17 protein-coding genes and 1 pseudogene are annotated in these 16,020 nt (G+C 70.4%); 9 read left to right on the top strand and 9 right to left on the bottom strand.

Features of this window, described 5'->3' with window-relative positions; genetic code table 11:
• Positions 1-2: 2 nt before the first annotated feature.
• The 4 genes from IZR01_RS11615 to IZR01_RS11600 form a co-directional block, all read right to left on the bottom strand.
• On the bottom strand, positions 3-758 hold the full coding sequence (locus IZR01_RS11615; protein ID WP_194923806.1) for a phytanoyl-CoA dioxygenase family protein: 756 nt from the start codon (positions 756-758) through the stop codon (positions 3-5).
• A 42-nt stretch (positions 759-800) separates the two neighbouring features.
• Positions 801-1,670: a sterol desaturase family protein gene (locus tag IZR01_RS11610; RefSeq protein WP_194923805.1), complete on the bottom strand. Its 870-nt coding sequence runs from the start codon at positions 1,668-1,670 to the stop codon at positions 801-803.
• An 80-nt stretch (positions 1,671-1,750) separates the two neighbouring features.
• A complete protein-coding gene (locus IZR01_RS11605; RefSeq protein WP_194893586.1) occupies positions 1,751-3,325 on the bottom strand; it encodes a TROVE domain-containing protein in 1,575 nt (524 codons plus the stop codon).
• A 228-nt stretch (positions 3,326-3,553) separates the two neighbouring features.
• Positions 3,554-5,125, bottom strand: a complete 1,572-nt coding sequence (locus IZR01_RS11600) for an MFS transporter (RefSeq protein WP_228554395.1) — start codon at positions 5,123-5,125, stop codon at positions 3,554-3,556.
• Positions 5,126-5,272: 147 nt separating this feature from the next.
• Between IZR01_RS11600 and IZR01_RS11595 the strand changes: the two genes are divergently transcribed.
• Together IZR01_RS11595 and IZR01_RS11590 are read left to right on the top strand one after the other, a co-directional pair.
• The gene (locus IZR01_RS11595) at positions 5,273-5,728 is read left to right on the top strand and encodes a MarR family winged helix-turn-helix transcriptional regulator (RefSeq protein WP_194893585.1); all 456 of its coding nucleotides are present in this window, start codon (positions 5,273-5,275) and stop codon (positions 5,726-5,728) included.
• Between the two features lie 184 nt (positions 5,729-5,912).
• A complete protein-coding gene (locus tag IZR01_RS11590; RefSeq protein WP_194923804.1) occupies positions 5,913-6,740 on the top strand; it encodes an alpha/beta hydrolase family protein in 828 nt (275 codons plus the stop codon).
• A 61-nt stretch (positions 6,741-6,801) separates the two neighbouring features.
• Here the strand turns inward: IZR01_RS11590 and IZR01_RS11585 are convergent, their stop codons facing one another.
• Both IZR01_RS11585 and IZR01_RS11580 read right to left on the bottom strand, forming a co-directional pair.
• The gene (locus tag IZR01_RS11585; RefSeq protein ID WP_323746266.1) at positions 6,802-7,521 is read right to left on the bottom strand and encodes a DUF6882 domain-containing protein; all 720 of its coding nucleotides are present in this window, start codon (positions 7,519-7,521) and stop codon (positions 6,802-6,804) included.
• Positions 7,522-7,611: 90 nt separating this feature from the next.
• The gene (locus IZR01_RS11580) at positions 7,612-8,694 is read right to left on the bottom strand and encodes a helix-turn-helix transcriptional regulator (protein WP_194923803.1); all 1,083 of its coding nucleotides are present in this window, start codon (positions 8,692-8,694) and stop codon (positions 7,612-7,614) included.
• A gap of 91 nt (positions 8,695-8,785) precedes the next feature.
• Between IZR01_RS11580 and IZR01_RS11575 the strand changes: the two genes are divergently transcribed.
• On the top strand, positions 8,786-9,187 hold the full coding sequence (locus IZR01_RS11575) for a VOC family protein (protein WP_194893582.1): 402 nt from the start codon (positions 8,786-8,788) through the stop codon (positions 9,185-9,187).
• A gap of 139 nt (positions 9,188-9,326) precedes the next feature.
• On the opposite strand, the gene IZR01_RS11570 is transcribed toward IZR01_RS11575, so the two are convergent.
• Complete coding sequence (locus IZR01_RS11570) at positions 9,327-10,217, bottom strand: helix-turn-helix transcriptional regulator (RefSeq protein WP_194923802.1); 891 nt, start codon at positions 10,215-10,217, stop codon at positions 9,327-9,329.
• Between the two features lie 65 nt (positions 10,218-10,282).
• Between IZR01_RS11570 and IZR01_RS11565 the strand changes: the two genes are divergently transcribed.
• From IZR01_RS11565 to IZR01_RS11555, 3 genes are all read left to right on the top strand, one after another.
• A complete protein-coding gene (locus IZR01_RS11565; protein ID WP_194893580.1) occupies positions 10,283-10,603 on the top strand; it encodes an EthD family reductase in 321 nt (106 codons plus the stop codon).
• Between the two features lie 133 nt (positions 10,604-10,736).
• Positions 10,737-11,462, top strand: a complete 726-nt coding sequence (locus IZR01_RS11560) for a response regulator transcription factor (RefSeq protein ID WP_194893579.1) — start codon at positions 10,737-10,739, stop codon at positions 11,460-11,462.
• Between the two features lie 8 nt (positions 11,463-11,470).
• Entirely contained in the window at positions 11,471-13,249 is a 1,779-nt protein-coding gene (locus IZR01_RS11555) for a sensor histidine kinase (RefSeq protein ID WP_194923801.1), read from the top strand.
• Positions 13,250-13,316: 67 nt separating this feature from the next.
• Here IZR01_RS11555 and IZR01_RS50385 read toward each other — a convergent pair whose 3' ends face one another.
• Complete coding sequence (locus tag IZR01_RS50385) at positions 13,317-13,529, bottom strand: hypothetical protein (protein ID WP_228559244.1); 213 nt, start codon at positions 13,527-13,529, stop codon at positions 13,317-13,319.
• On the opposite strand from IZR01_RS50385, the gene IZR01_RS50380 reads away from it, so the two are divergent.
• Genes IZR01_RS50380 through IZR01_RS50370 form a run of 3 tightly spaced genes read left to right on the top strand, consistent with a single transcriptional unit; the run spans position 13,528 to position 15,741 of the window.
• Positions 13,528-13,899, top strand: a complete 372-nt coding sequence (locus tag IZR01_RS50380) for a hypothetical protein (RefSeq protein ID WP_228554393.1) — start codon at positions 13,528-13,530, stop codon at positions 13,897-13,899. The two genes, IZR01_RS50385 and IZR01_RS50380, sit on opposite strands and share 2 nt — an antisense overlap.
• 1 nt (position 13,900) lies before the next feature.
• A complete protein-coding gene (locus tag IZR01_RS50375) occupies positions 13,901-14,977 on the top strand; it encodes a peptidoglycan-binding protein (protein ID WP_323746982.1) in 1,077 nt (358 codons plus the stop codon).
• A gap of 50 nt (positions 14,978-15,027) precedes the next feature.
• Complete coding sequence (locus IZR01_RS50370; protein WP_323746264.1) at positions 15,028-15,741, top strand: ABC transporter ATP-binding protein; 714 nt, start codon at positions 15,028-15,030, stop codon at positions 15,739-15,741.
• Positions 15,742-15,746: 5 nt separating this feature from the next.
• Here the strand turns inward: IZR01_RS50370 and IZR01_RS11540 are convergent.
• Positions 15,747-16,020 (bottom strand): annotated as a pseudogene (locus tag IZR01_RS11540) (hypothetical protein); the annotation flags it as partial.

Genomic DNA, 16,020 nt, shown 5'->3' with positions numbered 1-16,020 from the left:
GACTAAATCAGGGCCCGAACAGGTCCGTATTCATACCAAGGCTCGGTGAGAATACGCGCGGGCTCCTTGCCGTGCCCGCGACCGCTGATCCGGTAGTACAGCATCCGCCGCGTCGTCTCCGAGGCGTAGTTCCCGCCGATGTTGTGGCCGAGCAGATAGTGCGCCAGCAGCAGATCGCCGGCGCGCGCGGTCACCTGTTCCGGCTCCGGCAGTTCGATGTCCGGGTACGCGCAGTACATCTCCACGCCGCGCTCCCGGAAGTACTCCGCATGCGTCCGGTGCGTGCCCGGCCAGACCCACAGGTTCCCCGAGTTCTCGGTCAGCTGGTCGGTGACGAACACGCCGGCCAGCAGCGTGAAGCTGTTCGGCTGGAAGCCCGGCGTCGGCTCGCTGATCGCGGCGTCGATGTGCGGGCGGCCCGGCTGGTGCGCGAACGGCGGGATGTTCAGCGCGACCTGCACTTGTTCCGGTGCCTCCAGCAGCCCGGGGTCGGCCAGCGCCTCGGCGTACGCGAAAGCGCTGACGCCACCGCTGACGCCGTCCGGCCCGGCGGCCGTCAGCGGCGCGGTCAACGCGGGCTCGCCCGCGGCCTGCGGAAAGTAGAAGTGGTGCCCCACATGGCCTTCGGACGGCGGTTCGGCCGCGATCAGCTCGTCGATCCGCCGATGCGCGCCGGCCACGAACTCCGCCGCCACCACACCGGGCACGACCAGGAAGCCGCGCTCGCCGAACTCCTTCAGTTGTTCGTCGCTCAACACGCAGACCACACTATGTGCCGGTTCCGCTACCGCCGAAGGGTTTTAGGCGACGTTCGTGGCTCCAGCGGCGCCGGCGGCCGGTGACCAGCCCGGCCCGCGCAGCACGTACCCGAACCGAGCCCGCCAACCGGCCGCCCCGCGCACGTCCCGGGCGATCGCCGCGTATTCGTGTACTGCGACCCGCAGCGGATTGAACGTGCCGATGTTCTTCGTCAGCCCGTACCGCACCGGCTCGCCCTCCGGCTCGAAGGACCGGAACAGCCGGTCGAAGACGATGAACACGCCGCCGTAGTTCTTGTCCAGATAGCCCTGGTTGGAGCCGTGGTGCACGCGGTGGTGCGAGGGCGTGTTCAGCACGAACTCCACCGGGCGCCACATCTTGTCGATCCGCTCGGTGTGGATCCAGAACTGGTACAGCAGGTTCATCGACGCGGTCGCGAAGATCATGTACGACGGGAAGCCGGCCAGGGCTAACGGCAGCAGGAACACCGTGTTGCCGACGCCGGTCCAGGTCTGCCGCAACGCGGTCGACAGGTTGTAGTGCCGGCTGGAGTGGTGCACCACGTGCGAGGCCCACAGGATCCGGACGCGGTGGTTGGCCCGGTGCTCCCAGTAGTAGAAGAAGTCGTACGCCACGAAGAGCACGATCCAGCTCGTCAGCGAACCGCCGATCCGCCACGGCGCCACCGCGTGCACGCCGGCCACCGCGGCCACGGTCACCAGCGCCCAGCCCAGATTGCAGACGATCGAGCCGATGCCCATCGTCAGCGACGTCACGGTGTCCTTGACGGCGTAGCCCTGCTCGCCCGGGTCCGGGAAGAACCGGAGCGAGAGCAGTTCCAGCACCAGGAACAGCACGTAGAACGGGACCGCGAGGGTGGTGAGGTCTATGCCGTCGATCACACGGCGCATGTTACTGAGCGGTAGCGCGACTGGCTAGAGCCATCGCGCCACCGCTCCTTACGCCGCCCCGCAGATCCTCATGCCGCCCCTCAGAACGGCCAAGCGGGCCGGTCCCCGGCCGCGAGCAGCGCGAACATGCTGAACACCTTGTCCGAGAACCCGCCGACCTCGAACCGGTTCCGTTTCCCGGGCGGCAGCGCGTGCGGTCCGTATCCCGAGGTGTTGATCGCGAAGACCGGCACCGTGTCGGGGATGAACGCGTCCGCGCCCCTGTTCTGGCCGTTGTAGTAGTACGGGAACGCCTGCATGTCGCTGACGATCACCACCCGGTCGTGCTCGTCGTAGCTGTTCGCCACGGCGTCCACCAGCCGGGTGCCGTGCCCGACCTCCCCGTAGCGCTTGGCGAACCGCTCGATCTCGCGCAGCACGCTGCCGCCCGGGGGCAGCTTGTGCGTGAACAAACCGTCGGCGAATCCGATCAGGTCCACGTCCCCGCCGCGTCCCGAGCCCGCGGCCCGGTCCGCCAGCGCGACCCCGATCAGGGCCCCGATGTCCAGGTGCGTGATGGTCGACCGCGCCGACACCCCGCGGGTCATCGACGCCGAGGTGTCCACCAGGACCAGCGTGCGTCCGGGCAGTTCCGGGATGGCCCCGATCGCCGAGCCCAGCGCACCCTCCAGCGCGTGCCCCCAGCGCAGCGACGGCGCCGCCTTGTACGCGGACAGCCACCGGTACGGCAGCATCCGGGACCGGGCCACCTGCTCGGGGTCCAGGAACCGCGCGCAGACCTGCCAGGCCACCGCGTCGCGGACCTCGGCCTGGTCGAAGTTCCGCAGGTTCCGGGCCAGCGCCATCAGACCCATCGACGGGATGACCGACTCCCAGGCGGCCTTGTCCATCGGCCCCTGCAACCAGCCGGCCAGCGCCTCCCAGGTCATCCCAGCCTCGGCCAGCCGAGCCGCCCCGCCCTCGGCGAGCAGCACGTCGCGCCGCCCCTGGACCGGGATCGCCAGCAGTTCGGCCCGCTTGGTCAGCTTCACCAGCATCTCCGGGACCGGGTTCTCCCGGCTGTGCCGGCGGTCCAGCGCGTGCCGGAACAGCTCGCCCTGCCATGGCTTGTCGGCCGCGGCGACCGGGTGCACGAGGTCGATGACGTCACCGAACCGGAAGTCCTTGGCGTCCGAGTCGTACTTGGCGAACGAGTACTCGTTGTACAGGCGCGCCACCGCGTCGGCCACCCCGCGCTTCACCGGCTTGGGCAGCGCGCGGCCGTACCGGCCGGTCCAGTACGCCAGCACCTCGCCGGGCTCGTCAGCACGCTGACACGCCGCGGCGATCAGCTGCCGGCTGTGCCCGGACGCCCCGGCGTCCAGCCGTGCCCGCACCGCCTCGCACGCCGCGACCACGGCGGCGCTGCGCATGTTCGCCTCGGCCCGGAGCCAAGTGACGAAGCGCAGCATCCACTCCGGGTCGGCGACCGCGACGGTGTGCACCAACTCGCGATAGCGCCGGTCGCGCACGTCGGCGGCCTCGTAGAACGTGTCCTCGCCGACCATGTTCGTGACGGCGAGCAGGAACAGGTCCGACTTCGCGTCGCTCTTGTACGCCTTGCCGCCCTGGAAAGTCTCGGTGGTGTCGGGCGGAACCTTGTTGAACTTCGACATCTGTGAATCACCCCGTGGAACTGCGCGGGAGTGGCGCCGGCTTCGGGCAAAGGGCAATGACGGGGCCGGCCGGTATATCGGCCGACCCGTCGGGAAGTCGGAGCGCGCACTCCCGAGGTCGAAAGTCGGCTGCGGGTTGACCCTGGTTGGAGGATGAAGTATCCGCTGCCTGCGCACCGGGAGGTGCCCTCACAGAATGCTCGTTCTCAGCTGATCGCGTCCAACTTTTTATGCCGCCGCTGATTGGCGAACCGGTGCCGCTTCGGCCGCGGCCTCCGGCGCTTTGCCCTTCCCGGCCTTCCCGAATCCGCCGAACACCAACAGCGCGCCGATCCCGGTAGCCGCCGCCGACCACACCATCCCGGTGTGCATGGCGTGCACGAACGCCAGGTCCGCTTGGTGCACGAGACCCGGGATCCCGTTGTGCCGGGCCACATTCCGCGCCATCTCGGCCGAGGTCTCAGCCTGCTGCTTCAGCGGTGCGGGCAGCCCGGCGACCGAGCCGTTGATCGCGTGCCGATAGCCGATCGACAAGATGGTGCCGCCCAACGCGATGCCCAGGACACTGCCGGTCTGCCGCATCGTGGCGTTCACCGCGCTGCCCGCGCCCGCCTGGGTGAGCGGCAGCGAGCCGAGGATCGCGCCGGTCAGCGGGGCGATCGTCATGCCGATCGCGGAGGCTTGGACGATGGCCAGGATCATGTACACGGGGATCGGCATGCCGAGTCCGACCCGGGAGAAGAGCGCCAGCGTGATCGTGGCGACCACCAGCGCGGTTCCGCTGACCCGCCGCACCGACGTCCGCCGCGCCAGCCGGGCGGCCAGCGGCCCGCCGACCACGACGCCGAGCGCGCCGGGTATGCCGATCATGCTTGCGCGCAGAGCCGAGAACCCGCGCGCGCCCTGGAGGTAGAACGCGAAGTAGAAACCGCTCGCGCTCAACGCGAGGAACAGCAGCGTCAGCGTGACGTTGCCGGCCGCGAACTGCCGCAGCCGGAACAGCCGGGGGTCGAAGCTCGGGTGCCGGCGCCGCAGCTCCACGACCACGAACGCGGCCGTCACGATCAACCCGCCGGCGACCGTGCTCCACACCTGCGGTTCGGTGACCGTGCCGTCCTGTCCGGCGCGGATCAGGCCGTAGGACAGCAGCCCCAGCCCGGCCGTGGACAACACCAGGCCGGGGAAGTCCAGCCCGCGCTTCTGCGGCGGCTGGAAGTTCGGCACCGTGCGGGCGATCGCCACCAGCCCGACCAGCACCACCGGCACGTTGATCAGGAACACCGAACCCCACCAGAAGTTCGCCAGCATCAGACCGGCCAGCACCGGGCCGGCGGCGATGCCGACGCCCGCGAAGCTGCTCAGCACTCCGAAGGCCTGCGGCCGCTGCTCCGGCGGATAGGTGAAGCTGATCACCGCCAGGGTCGCCGGGATCAGCAGCGCGGCGCCCAGGCCCATGACGGCGCGGGCCGCGATGAGCTGGCCGGAGCTGTGCGAGTACGCGGCGAAGACCGAGGCCAGGCCGAACAGCGCCATGCCGGCCAGCAGGGTGTTGCGATGGCCGAAGCGGTCGCCGAACGCGCCGCCGGTGAAGGTGACGGTGGCCAGCACCAGCGTGTAGGAGCCGGTGGCCCACTGGAGCTGGTCGGGGGTGGCGCCCAGGCCCCGGACCGGGTCGGCCAGGGTCTCATAGGCGGTGGACAGCACGGTGCCGTCGATCCAGATCAGGAGCTGGGCGAAGATCAGGACGGTCAGGATCAGGCTCTGCCGTCGGCCGGACGGTGGGCTGCTGTTTGTGGGCATGGCGGAACGACCCCCCAGGATCGCTGATGGTGCGGGCGGAAGTGCGCGGTCGAGCGCGGCTGCGCGTAGAATCGACAGGTACCTGTCGGCTATCAGCCTGGCAAACTCGTCAGGTACCTGTCAATTGTGAGACCGGAGTATCCCGAAATGTCCGCTGCTGAAGGATCCGCGTCCGACAAGTGGGGCGATGACGTCGTCATCAGCTTCGCCGTGCGCCACGTCTGGCTCGGCATGCGCGCCGCGATCGAGGACGAACTCGGCGAGTTCGGGCTGACCGTGCCGCAGTTCGCGACCCTGATGATGCTGGACGGCACGCCGGGTCTGTCGGTGGCCGAGGTGGCCCGGCTGTGCGGCAGCACCCGGCAGTCCGCCACCGAGATGGTCGCCGGACTGGAGGCCCACGGGCTGGTCGAGCGCTCCCCGCATCCGACCGACCGGCGCGCACATCAGGTGCACGCGACGCAGGCGGGGCGCGAGCTGTATCAGAAGGCGCGGCCCGCGGTGCGCAGCCGGGAAGAGCAGCTGGAGTCCGGACTCAGCCCGGAGGCGCGGCGGGCCGCGCGCGAGTGGATGGCGGTGCTGGCGGCCGCGTGCGGGGCCTGAAAGGAAAAACCCTGTTGCCCGAAGCCACGGCGGGCCGTTAGCGTGCAGACGCCGTGACCGGACGCTAAGGAGGTGAGACCCATGAAAGCGGTATCGACGTGGGTGCTCCCTCTGCTGTCACGGGCAGGTCAGGCGACTTAGGGGTCGTCGGGAGCGCCGTCATTGCTCCCGAAAGGCCACTGCCATGTCTTCTCTTTTCTTCATCGGCGACACCAGCGCGGACGGCGTCCGCGAACGCGAATTCACCGTGGGCGACGTCCCCGGCGTCCTGTGGTCCCCGCAATCCAGTCCCGGCCGCGCACCCCTGGTCCTCATCGGCCACGGCGGCGGCATCCACAAGAAGGCCCCGGCCAGCGCGGGCCGCGCGCGCCGGCTGGTGCTCGGCTGCGGGTTCCACGCGGTCGCCATCGACGCCCCCGGGCACGGCGACCGGCCCCGCACCGAGCACGACGAGCGCGAGATCGACGCCCTCTACGCGGCCCGCGAAGCCGGCGAGCCGGAAGGCCCGATCGTCGTGCGCTACAACGCCTATCTGGCCGAGCAGGCGGTGCCGGAGTGGCGTGCGACCCTGGACGCGCTTCAGGAACTGCCGGAGATCGGTACCGACGGGCCGGTCGGGTACTGGGGCCTGAACATGGGCACGGCGACCGGCGTCCCGCTGATCGCCGCCGACGACCGGATCACGGCCGCCGTGCTCGGCCAGCACTGGCCCGACGCGCTGGCCGAACCGGCGAAGCGGATCACCATCCCGATCGAGTTCGATCTGCAATGGGACGACGAGCACATCCCGCGCGAGGCCGGGCTGGCGTTGTTCGACGCCTTCGGTTCGCGGGAGAAGACCTTGCACGTGAACGCGGGGCGGCACAAGGAGCTGCCGCGGTTCGAGGCCGACAGCGCCGTGCGGTTCTTCGCCCGGCATCTCGGTACGGCCGCGGCGATCTCGCCGGGTACGGGTCCAGGCACAGGCACAGGCACGAGTACGGCCACGGCCACGGGCTCCGTCGCCGCGTGACCGCAGCGACCGACAGGCACTCGGCGTCCGGCCACCCGGCCGGGCGCCGGTGCCGCGCCGCTCACCCGCCGGCGCGGTTCCCCAGCGATTCCTTGGTGATCGAGCCCATCGACACCGCGGTGACCCGGCCCTGGTCGTCGAACTGGATCGACGCGCTGGTGCCGCCGGGCAGCTCGGCGGTGATCGTGTCGCCGTCCCGCCGCCACGGGAGGTTGAAATGGTGGAAGTAGCCGGCGACCACCTCGAACGCCGACCGGTTGAAGAACTGCGCCCCCTGCATCAGCAGTCGGGGCAGCGCTATCGGATCCGGCACGGCCACCGGCACCTGCGGGTCGTCCGGGACCATGTACAGCCGCCCGGTCTCGTTGGCCTGCACCCCGATGTAGCCGTCGGCGCGCAGTACACCCATCGCCCCGAACGCCAGCATCTCCGCGGCGTAGCGGGGGTCTTCGAAGCCCGACAGGTCCACCAGTTCCTCGGCGAACTCCGGCACCCCGTGCTGCTGCCCGAACCCGCGCAGCGCCTCGGCCGCGGCCACCACCGGCAGTTTGCCGAAGCCCGGGTTGGCCCAGCCCCAAAGCCAGGAGCCCTCCGAAGTGTCGAAGCTGCCGAGCACGCTGATCCGCAGTTCCCGTCCCGACTGCCGGTACCGGCGCTCGTCCAGGTTCACCGTCCACGGCCCGATCGGCAGGAACTCGTTGAACTCCTCGATCTGGCGCATGCCCCAGGCAGCGTGGGGCTCCGCCATACGGAGGAAGGCATCGCTGAACGCAGAAGTCACGTGTCGACAGTAGCGGGGCGCGGCGGATTCTGTCGGGGCGATAGTCCATCCTGCGGGGTTAATTGCAGGTGACGGCCTTGATCTGGATTCTTACGCGAGCCCGGGGCGCGCCCGGAGCGCGAGCCGTTCGCTCAGGGCGAGAACGAGATCGCGAAGCTCGGCCGGGCGCTCGATCTGGAAGGGGAGGTCGAGGGCGGCCAGGGTGGCGGGGATCCAGTCGAGGCGTTCGGCCCGGATCTCCAGGCGTTGCCATGGCGCGCTTTCGCCACCTCTGCGATCTCCGCGATCTCCGCGATCTCCGCGATCTCCGCGACCACTGCGCGCAGTGCGGCCGCTGTCACCTTCGGCGAAATCGTCTGCGCCGCCTTCTTCGACGGCGTTGAGGATCGCCACGCTCGCCGGGAAACGAGTCCGGATCTGCTCGGCGGTTCCCTGGACGCGGATGGTCACCTCGTAGCGGTAGTCGGCGGTGGCGAAACCGGTGAGCAGGCCTTGCGCGGGATCGCCGTCGCCGACCGGCGGTTCGAAGGACCCCGGGAGCGTTCTGACCCCGGTGATCCGATCGAGCCGGAAGCTGCGTTCCTCGCCGATCGCCGGATCCAGAGCCCTGATATACCACCGGTCCCGATGGTTGACGATGGCGTAGGGGTGCAGCGTCCGGTCGGTGCGGACGCCGCCGCGATCGGTGTAGGCGATGGCGATCGGCCGGTGCCCGGCCACGGCGTCGGAGACGGTGAGCAGCACCGTGGCGTCCGGGGCGGGGTCCTGGTCGGGCGCCGCGGTGAAGGCCACGGTGTCGAGCACGTTCCGCAGCCGGTCGGCCAGCCGGGCCGGCAGCACCCGGCGGATCTTGGCGGCGGCCGTCTCCCCGGCCGGCCCGAGCGCCGCCGTCAGACCGCTGCGTCCCCCGGCGAGCAGGCCGAGCAGGACGGCGAGCGCCTCGTCGTCGCCCAGCATCAGCGGCGGCAGCCGATAGCCGCGGGCCAGCCGGTAGCCGCCGTAGCGGCCGCGTACAGACTCCACGGGGATGTCCAGGTCGAGGAGATGGTCCACGTAGCGGCGCACGGTGCGGGTGTCCACGCCGAGCCGGTCGGCGAGTTCGGCCGAGGTCCGCAGCCCGCCGGACTGAAGGAGTTCCAGCAGGGTCAGCACGCGTCCGGTGGGGCGGTTCATGCTCTCAAATTAACCCGGATAGCGGACCGATTCTGTCCACTATTGCTCCTACGGTGGAGGAAAGAGATCGAGATCCAGCAAGGAGACCGCCATGAACTTCGTTTCCACCCGCCTGATCGCCGCGGACATCAACGCCTCGGTCGCCTTCTACGAGAAGGCCACCGGCACCCCCGCCATCTGGTCCACCCCCGACTTCGCCGAGCTGAAGACCCCGGTCGGCGCCACGCTCGCGATCGGCAGCGTGCGCACCGTCCCGCTGTTCGCCCCGGGCAGCGCCGACCCCGCAGCGAACCGCAGCGCGATCCTCGAGTTCCTGGTCGACGACGTGGACGCGCTGTGGAAGGAGCTGGCCACCTGGGTCACCGACGTCGTCGCCGAGCCGCAGACGCTGCCCTGGGGCAACCGTTCGCTGCTGGTCCGGGACCCCGACGGCAACCTGGTGAACTTCTTCACGCCGGTGACGCCCGAGGCGCGGGAGAAGTTCGGCGTGTGAAGCGGTGTTGCCGTTGCGGCGGCAAGGCGGCAAGGCGGCAAGGCGGCAAGGCGGCAAGGTGGCAACGCGGCAACGCGGTAGGGCAGTTGGGGCCGACAGCCGGGCGGCAGCCGGGCGGCAGCCGGGCGGCAGCGCGGCGTCAGCGCCCGCGGGCGTCCTTTCGCCAGCGGGCCGGCGGCGTGCCGTACCGGCTCTTGAACGCGCGGCTGAACGCCGGTTCCGAGGTGTAGCCGACGCGCTCGGCGATGTGCGTCACCGGCAGCGAGGTGTCGCGCAGCAGTCCCATGGCGGCGTCCAGGCGCACGTGCGCCAGATACGTGGCCGGCGGCTTGCCCACCCGGTCCGCGAACCGCGCGGCGAACGCCGACCGCGACAGGCTGCACACCCGCGCCAAGTCCTCGACCGTCCACTCCCGGGCCGGCTCCCGGTGCATGGCGCTCAAGGCCAGCCCGATCTGCGGGTCGAAGGCGCCGGCCAGCCAGTTCGGTTCGGCGTCCGGGCCGGCGGCCCAGGTGCGCATGATCTGGATGAAGATCAGGTCCAGGATGCGGGCGACCATCACCGCCGAGCCCTGGGTCGGCGCCCGCATCTCCAGGCCCAGCATCTTGCGCGCGACTTCGAGCCCTTCGAGCGCCGGATCCTCCCCGCCGCGCAGGATGATCACGGCCGGCAGGCTGCCGAGCAGGTGGCTGGCCTGCGGGTCGCCGATCGTGAAGGTCCCGCACAGCCAGCTCGCCGGTTCCCCCGCGTCGCCGATGCGGTGCCGGTCCCCGCGCGGGAGCAGGACGAAGTCGCCGCGGTCGAGGTGTTCGACGTGCGGCGACTCGTCGATCCGCAACGCGAGCCGGCCTTCTTCGACGATGTGCAGGCTGCCGGTGCCCGCGAAGTCCACCGAGAAATCCGGCGGCGGCGCGTATCGGACGGCGCGTTCCCCGTTCAGCCGGACACTGCGGAGCAGTTCCGAGAGCAGGTCGTCGGACGTGGCCGGGAGCGCTGGACGATCGGCAAGGTTTTCCGGCGGAGCGGTCATGGTCGCTGCCCATTCCTCTCAATACGATCGGCGAACACCGACCTTAACAACGCAGGAGGCAGACCATGTCCGAGCGCACCAAGCCCACCAAGATCAGCTTCGTCTACTCCAATCCGACCGACCCGGAGGCCTTCGAGGCGGCCTACCCGGACCAGCTCGCGCTGGCCCGCAAGCTCCCCGGCCTGACCCGGTTGCAGGCCTCGAAGGTCTGGCCCAAGGAGGACGGCGGCCCGACCCCGGCCTACCGCCTGCTGGACCTGTACTTCGCGGACTACGACGCCGCCAGCGCCGCCGCCGCGCAGGCCGGTCCGCTCGTCGCGGCCACCAAGGAGCAGGCCACCGGCGGTGTGGTGATCGCGTTCGCGGAAGTGCTCGAAGAGGACTGAGCGACCCGGCGAGCACGGCGCCCGCGGAGCGTGGAGAAGTCCAAGCTTCATGATCCCGCGGGCGGCGTGCCCGCCTCAACGCCGCTGCCGACCCGGCCGCCACGTCTTCCTGGACCGCGTATGGTCACCCGACATGAGCGCGTTCGTACTGGTCGCCGAGGACGATGCGAAGCAGGCCGAGCTCGTCCGGCGCTATTTGCGGCGCGAGGACCACTCGGTCCTCGTGGTCGGCGACGGCCGCGCGGCGATCGACCAGGTCCGCAGCCGCCGCCCCGATCTGTTGATCCTCGACGTGATGATGCCCGAACTCGACGGCCTCGACGTGCTGCGCGTCCTGCGCCGCGACTACGACGTGCCGATCCTGGTGGTGACGGCCCGCTCGGCGGCCGAGGACAAACTCGCCGGCTTCGACCTCGGCGCCGACGACTACCTGACCAAGCCCTACGATCCCCGGGAACTGATGGCGCGCGTGCGCTCCCTGCTGCGGCGCGCGCAGGCCTCCGGTGGCTCCAGCGGCTCCGGCGGCGGCTCGGTCGTGCTGCCGCTGCACGTCGGCCCGCTCTCCCTGGACCAGGTCCGGCACGAGGTCCGCCTCGACGGCCACCGCATCGAGTGCACCCCGGCCGAATTCCGCATCCTGGAAACGCTGATGTCCAGCCCCGGCCGGGTGTTCAGCCGACGCCAGCTGCTCGACGAGGCGCACGGCCCGGAGAGCTTCGTCACCGAGCGCACGGCCGACGCCCACGTGAAGAACCTGCGCCGCAAGATCGAGGCGGATCCGCGCAATCCGGTGTTCCTGCAGACGGTCTACGGCGTGGGCTATCGGATCGCCGACAGCACCCCTGCTTCCGGTGGCTAGGTATATCAATGCCTAGATACGGTCTGCGGACCCGCCTGCTGGCCGGCACCATTCTGGTCGCGGCCAGCGCCGTCGCGGCGACCGCCTGGCTGTCGGTCCAGCGCGCGACCACGTCCATCGCGCAGCACGAGAACGTCGTCCAGGACGCGTACCCCTTGGTGTACGAGTCGATGGTCGACTACGCGGCCACCCACACCGACTGGTCCGGGGCCGGCCCCTTCGTGGACGGGATCGCACAGGAGTTGGCCGTGCGTGTCGTCGTCACCCCGGTCGGCGGCACACCGATCGAGAGTTCGCCGGCGTCGGCGGGGGATCGCCCGGGCGCCGAGCCCTCGGTGGCCATCGACCCGCTGACGGTCGACAACGCGTTGGCCGGGACCCAGTTCCCGGACGGTATCGACCCGAAGGTCGCCAGCCCGTTCCAGCTCACTCCCCAGGAACACTCCGACCTGGAAGTGCTCGTCGAGAAGGAGTCCGACTGCCTGAAGGGGCACGGACTGGACCCGACGATCGCCGAGTTGGCCGACGGCCGGCCCTACCTGCGTCTGCCGCGGTCCAGCGCGCCCCAGAGCTGCCGGTCCGTGCTGACCGAGGGCGGCGGTTACGTCGGGTTCGAAGACTCGCCCTGGGTCACGCCCACCGGGACTGAGCAGGCGGCCCTCAATCAGCTCGCGGTTTCCGTGAAGGGCTGCGTCCAGGGCGTCGCCGTGAAGCTGGCTCTGACCGGGGCGGGTGACGTCACCAACCTCGCCGATCCGGCCGACAACCCGCGGGACCGGGCCTGTCTGCTCAACGCGCGGCGGCTCCAGCTGCGGCCGTACGTCGCACCCGCCGCGTTCATGGAGGCCGTGCCGCTGGGCCACGCCGGCGGCCAGGCGGCCGTCGGCCTGTCCTCCGCCGACACCACCCGGATCGCCGGCGTCGCGACGCTGGTGGTCCTGCTCACCGTCGGGGTCGCGATGCTGCTGGCGAACCGGGTGATCCGGCCGGTCCGCGCACTCACCGAGGCGACCCGGCGGATGCGCGCCGGGGACGGGACGGCGCGCGCCACGACCGGCTCCCGCTGGGAGATCGCCGAGCTGACGGCGGCGTTCAACGAGATGGCCGAGCACGTCGCCCGAACCGACCGGCAGCGCACGGAGATGGTCAACGACATCTCGCACGAGCTGCGGACTCCGTTGAGCACGATCAAGGGCTGGCTGATCGCGGCCAACGACGGCGTGGCCGACCTGGACGCCGAGCTGGTCTCCTCGCTGCTGGAGGAGACGCAGTTGTTGCAGCACCTGGTCGATGATCTGCGGGATCTCGCCCTCGCCGACGCCGGGCAACTGCGCCTGGAGCCGGTGGAACTCGACCTCGGCGAACTGCTCCGGCACATCGCGGCGGCCGGCGGTGGACGCGCCGAGGTGGCGGCACCGCCGGAGCTGCGGGTCGTGGCGGACCCGATGCGGCTGCGGCAGGCGGTCGGAAACCTCATCGCCAATGCCGAGCGGCACACGCCGCCGGAAGGACGGATCACGCTGCGCGCCTACCAGAGCGGTTCGGAGGTGCTGGTGGAAGTCGCCGACACCGGGCCCGGAATCGCCGAGGCCGATCTGCCCTCGGTGTTCGACCGGTTCTGGCGTGCGGATAAATCACGCAACCGGCGTACGGGTGGCAGCGGACTGGGGCTGGCGATCGTGCGCCAACTCGTCGAGGCACACGGCGGCGAAGTCAGCGTGAGCAGCACGCTGGGCGCGGGAACGACGTTCACCATCCGGCTGCCGGCGGCGAAGGACCCCGCATAGCGATCGCACAAGTTCTTCGCAATTGCTCGGCAGGCTCGTGCGCTGTGAAAGCTCATACTCGGCGTGTTCAGCTTGCCGCCGGCGGCGTTTCAGCCATAGCCACACTCGCTCTTGCCGCGTGCTCGTCCGCTCCTGCCAAGCCGCAGGCCCAGGTTCCGACGTTGCCCGCGCTCGTCTCGGCGAGCTCGTCCGGTTCATCCGGTTCTTCCGGTACATCCGGCTCGCCGGGGACGGCGACGAGCACGGCCACCACCGCCCGGCCACGCATCACCATCGACATGACCAACGCCCAGATCAACGTGCTCTACGACCAGTACAACCAGTGCATGGCCCGCAACGGCTGGAGCAAGCAGACGAACGTCGGGGACCAGGTCGCCATGACCAAGGCCCAGAACGCCTGTGTGGCCGAGGACCCGCTGCCGCCCTGGCAGCTCGACGTGAGCAATCCCAAAGCCGGCGACTTCGTGCACGCGGTCGTGCAGTGCCTGCGTGACAAGGGAGTCCAGTACGTCGAGCAGGATGCGGCCCAGGGCGGCATCGAGAGCTTCTCCTTCGGCGGGCCCAACAACGACTCCACGTCGATCAGGCTGGGCATGCAGTACACCCCGGACTGCGAGAAGCAGGTCGCCGCCCGAGGGATCGGCAACTGAAGTGCGTAGATGGCTCCTTGTCATCCTCAGCGCGGTGGTCGTGTCCGCGGTCGCCGTCACAGCGCTCTACATGCTGCGGTTCAAACCCAAGGCACCACCCGCGGCGCGGCCCGTGCCGCCGCAGACGGCCACCATCGCGCGCACCGCGTTGGCCACGACCGCGACCCTCCAGGGGAATCTCGGCTACGGCACGCCATCGCCCTTCACCGGTCACAAGAGCGGGACGGTCACGTGGCTCCCGGTAGTAGGCGCGGTGGTGGGCCAGGGCCAACCGCTCTACGACGTCGACGCGAAGCACGTGATCCTGTTCCTCGGCGGCACCCCGCTCTATCGCGCGATCAACGCACAGGCCGCGCCCGGCCCCGACATCGCCGAGGTCAACGCGGACCTGCGGGCTCTGGGCTACGGCAAGGTGCTGACCGGCGACGCCTACACCCCGGCCACCGAGGACGCGCTCAAGAAATGGCAGCAGCAGAACGGGTTCACGGCGAGCGGCGCCCTGGCGGTCGGGGACATCGCGGTGCTTCCGGCGCCGGTGCGGGTAGCATCGCTCGACGCGCAGCTCGGGGCCTCGGCCGCCGCGGATGTGATGAGCCTGAGCTCGACGACGAAGCACGTCACGGCGAGCGTCGACCCGCACCAGATCGATACCAGTGTGCTGACTCCCGGGCTGAAGCTCTCGCTCTCGCTGCCGAACGGCAAGCAGACGACGGGGACCGTGTCCGCGTTGACCGCTTCAGGTGCGGCTTCTCAGGGTGCTTCTTCGGGCTCCGGCGGTGGTGGCGGCGCGGGGGGATTGTCGATGACGGTCGACATCGCCGATCAGTCGGCGTTGGCCGGTATGGACTCCGGTTCGGTCGGTATCACCGTGACCACGGGTTCGGCCACCGACGTCCTGGCTGTGCCGATCGAGGCGCTGGTGGCGGTTCAGGGCGGCGGCTACGCGGTGCAGGTGGTCACCGGCGACGGGCAGACCAGCATGCTGGTCGGGGTGCAGACCGGGCTGTTCGCCAACGGACTCGTGCAGATCTCCGGGCAGGGGATCACCGAGGGGCTGAAGGTCGTGACCGTCTCGTGAGCACGGTGCTGAGAAGTCCGGGCCTGAGAACTCCGGGCCTGAGAAGTCCGGTGCTGAGACTGGACCGCGCCACGAAGGACTACCCCGGCGGCGTGCGGGCGCTCGACGCGGCCAGCCTGGTCATCGAGGCCGGCGAACTGGTCGGGATCGTCGGGCCCTCCGGCTCGGGCAAGTCCACGCTGCTCAACCTGATGGGGACGCTCGACCGGCCGTCCAGCGGGACCGTGGCCGTCCGGGACCAGGACGTCGACTCCCTCAACGACCGGGAGCTGTCCGCACTACGCGCCAGAGAGATCGGATTCGTGTTCCAGCAGTTCCAGCTCATCGAAGGGCTCAGCGCCGCGCAGAACGTGGCGACCGGTCTGCTCTACGCCGGGGTGCCCCGCGGGTCCCGCCGGCCGCTCGCCGAGGCCGCCCTGGACCGAGTCGGTCTGGCCCACCGCCGCGACCACCAGCCGCACCAGCTCTCCGGCGGCGAGAAGCAGCGCGTCGCGATCGCCCGGGCCCTGGTCAACGATCCGGCGCTGGTGCTGGCCGACGAGCCGACCGGCGCGCTGGACACCGCCAACGGCCGCGCGATCCTGGCGCTGCTGCGCGCGCTCAACCAGGCCGGGACCACCATCGCGCTGATCACCCACGATCGGCAGATCGCCGACGAGCTGCCGCGGCGGGTGGAGATTCTGGACGGGCGGATCCGCTCGGACGAGGTGCTCGGCGCGCCGATGGCCGCATCCCTTGCCGGGCAAGGGGGATCGGGCGCATGACTGAATCAGACCCCGAGTACGCTTCGGGCCGCGATCGGGTCGATCGCGGCGATCACGACGCTCGGGCCGACCAAGCCGCTCGTGCCGACCAGGCTGCCCGCGCCGACCAAACTGATCGTGCCGACCAAGCTGATCGTGCCGACCAAGCCGCCCGTGCTGCTCACGCTGGCTACACCGACCAGGCTGATCACGAGGCCCGGGCCGACCGAGCTGATCGTGCCGATCGCGCCGACCAAGCCGATCGCGCATCCCGCTCCCCGCGAGGCTCCCGCCCCACTG

The organism is Catenulispora pinisilvae (genome assembly GCF_015356865.1).
Classification (GTDB): Bacteria; Actinomycetota; Actinomycetes; order Streptomycetales; family Catenulisporaceae; genus Catenulispora; species Catenulispora pinisilvae.
The sequence above is the reverse complement of the archived record's forward strand: the minus strand, read 5'-3'. Positions and strand labels throughout refer to the sequence as shown.

What these genes read in the sequence shown, in the direction of transcription:
- IZR01_RS11555 (WP_194923801.1), top strand. Translation starts at nt 11,471, where the DNA reads ATGCCTAGATACGGTCTGCGGACCCGCCTGCTGGCCGGCACCATTCTG.
- IZR01_RS11575 (WP_194893582.1), top strand. Translation starts at nt 8,786, where the DNA reads ATGAACTTCGTTTCCACCCGCCTGATCGCCGCGGACATCAACGCCTCG.
- IZR01_RS11565 (WP_194893580.1), top strand. Translation starts at nt 10,283, where the DNA reads ATGTCCGAGCGCACCAAGCCCACCAAGATCAGCTTCGTCTACTCCAAT.
- IZR01_RS11560 (WP_194893579.1), top strand. Translation starts at nt 10,737, where the DNA reads ATGAGCGCGTTCGTACTGGTCGCCGAGGACGATGCGAAGCAGGCCGAG.
- IZR01_RS11610 (WP_194923805.1), bottom strand. Translation starts at nt 1,670, where the DNA reads ATGCGCCGTGTGATCGACGGCATAGACCTCACCACCCTCGCGGTCCCG.
- IZR01_RS50385 (WP_228559244.1), bottom strand. Translation starts at nt 13,529, where the DNA reads ATGTCGATGGTGATGCGTGGCCGGGCGGTGGTGGCCGTGCTCGTCGCC.
- IZR01_RS11570 (WP_194923802.1), bottom strand. Translation starts at nt 10,217, where the DNA reads ATGACCGCTCCGCCGGAAAACCTTGCCGATCGTCCAGCGCTCCCGGCC.
- IZR01_RS11600 (WP_228554395.1), bottom strand. Translation starts at nt 5,125, where the DNA reads ATGCCCACAAACAGCAGCCCACCGTCCGGCCGACGGCAGAGCCTGATC.
- IZR01_RS11605 (WP_194893586.1), bottom strand. Translation starts at nt 3,325, where the DNA reads ATGTCGAAGTTCAACAAGGTTCCGCCCGACACCACCGAGACTTTCCAG.
- IZR01_RS11580 (WP_194923803.1), bottom strand. Translation starts at nt 8,694, where the DNA reads ATGAACCGCCCCACCGGACGCGTGCTGACCCTGCTGGAACTCCTTCAG.
- IZR01_RS11590 (WP_194923804.1), top strand. Translation starts at nt 5,913, where the DNA reads ATGTCTTCTCTTTTCTTCATCGGCGACACCAGCGCGGACGGCGTCCGC.
- IZR01_RS11595 (WP_194893585.1), top strand. Translation starts at nt 5,273, where the DNA reads ATGTCCGCTGCTGAAGGATCCGCGTCCGACAAGTGGGGCGATGACGTC.
- IZR01_RS50380 (WP_228554393.1), top strand. Translation starts at nt 13,528, where the DNA reads ATGACCAACGCCCAGATCAACGTGCTCTACGACCAGTACAACCAGTGC.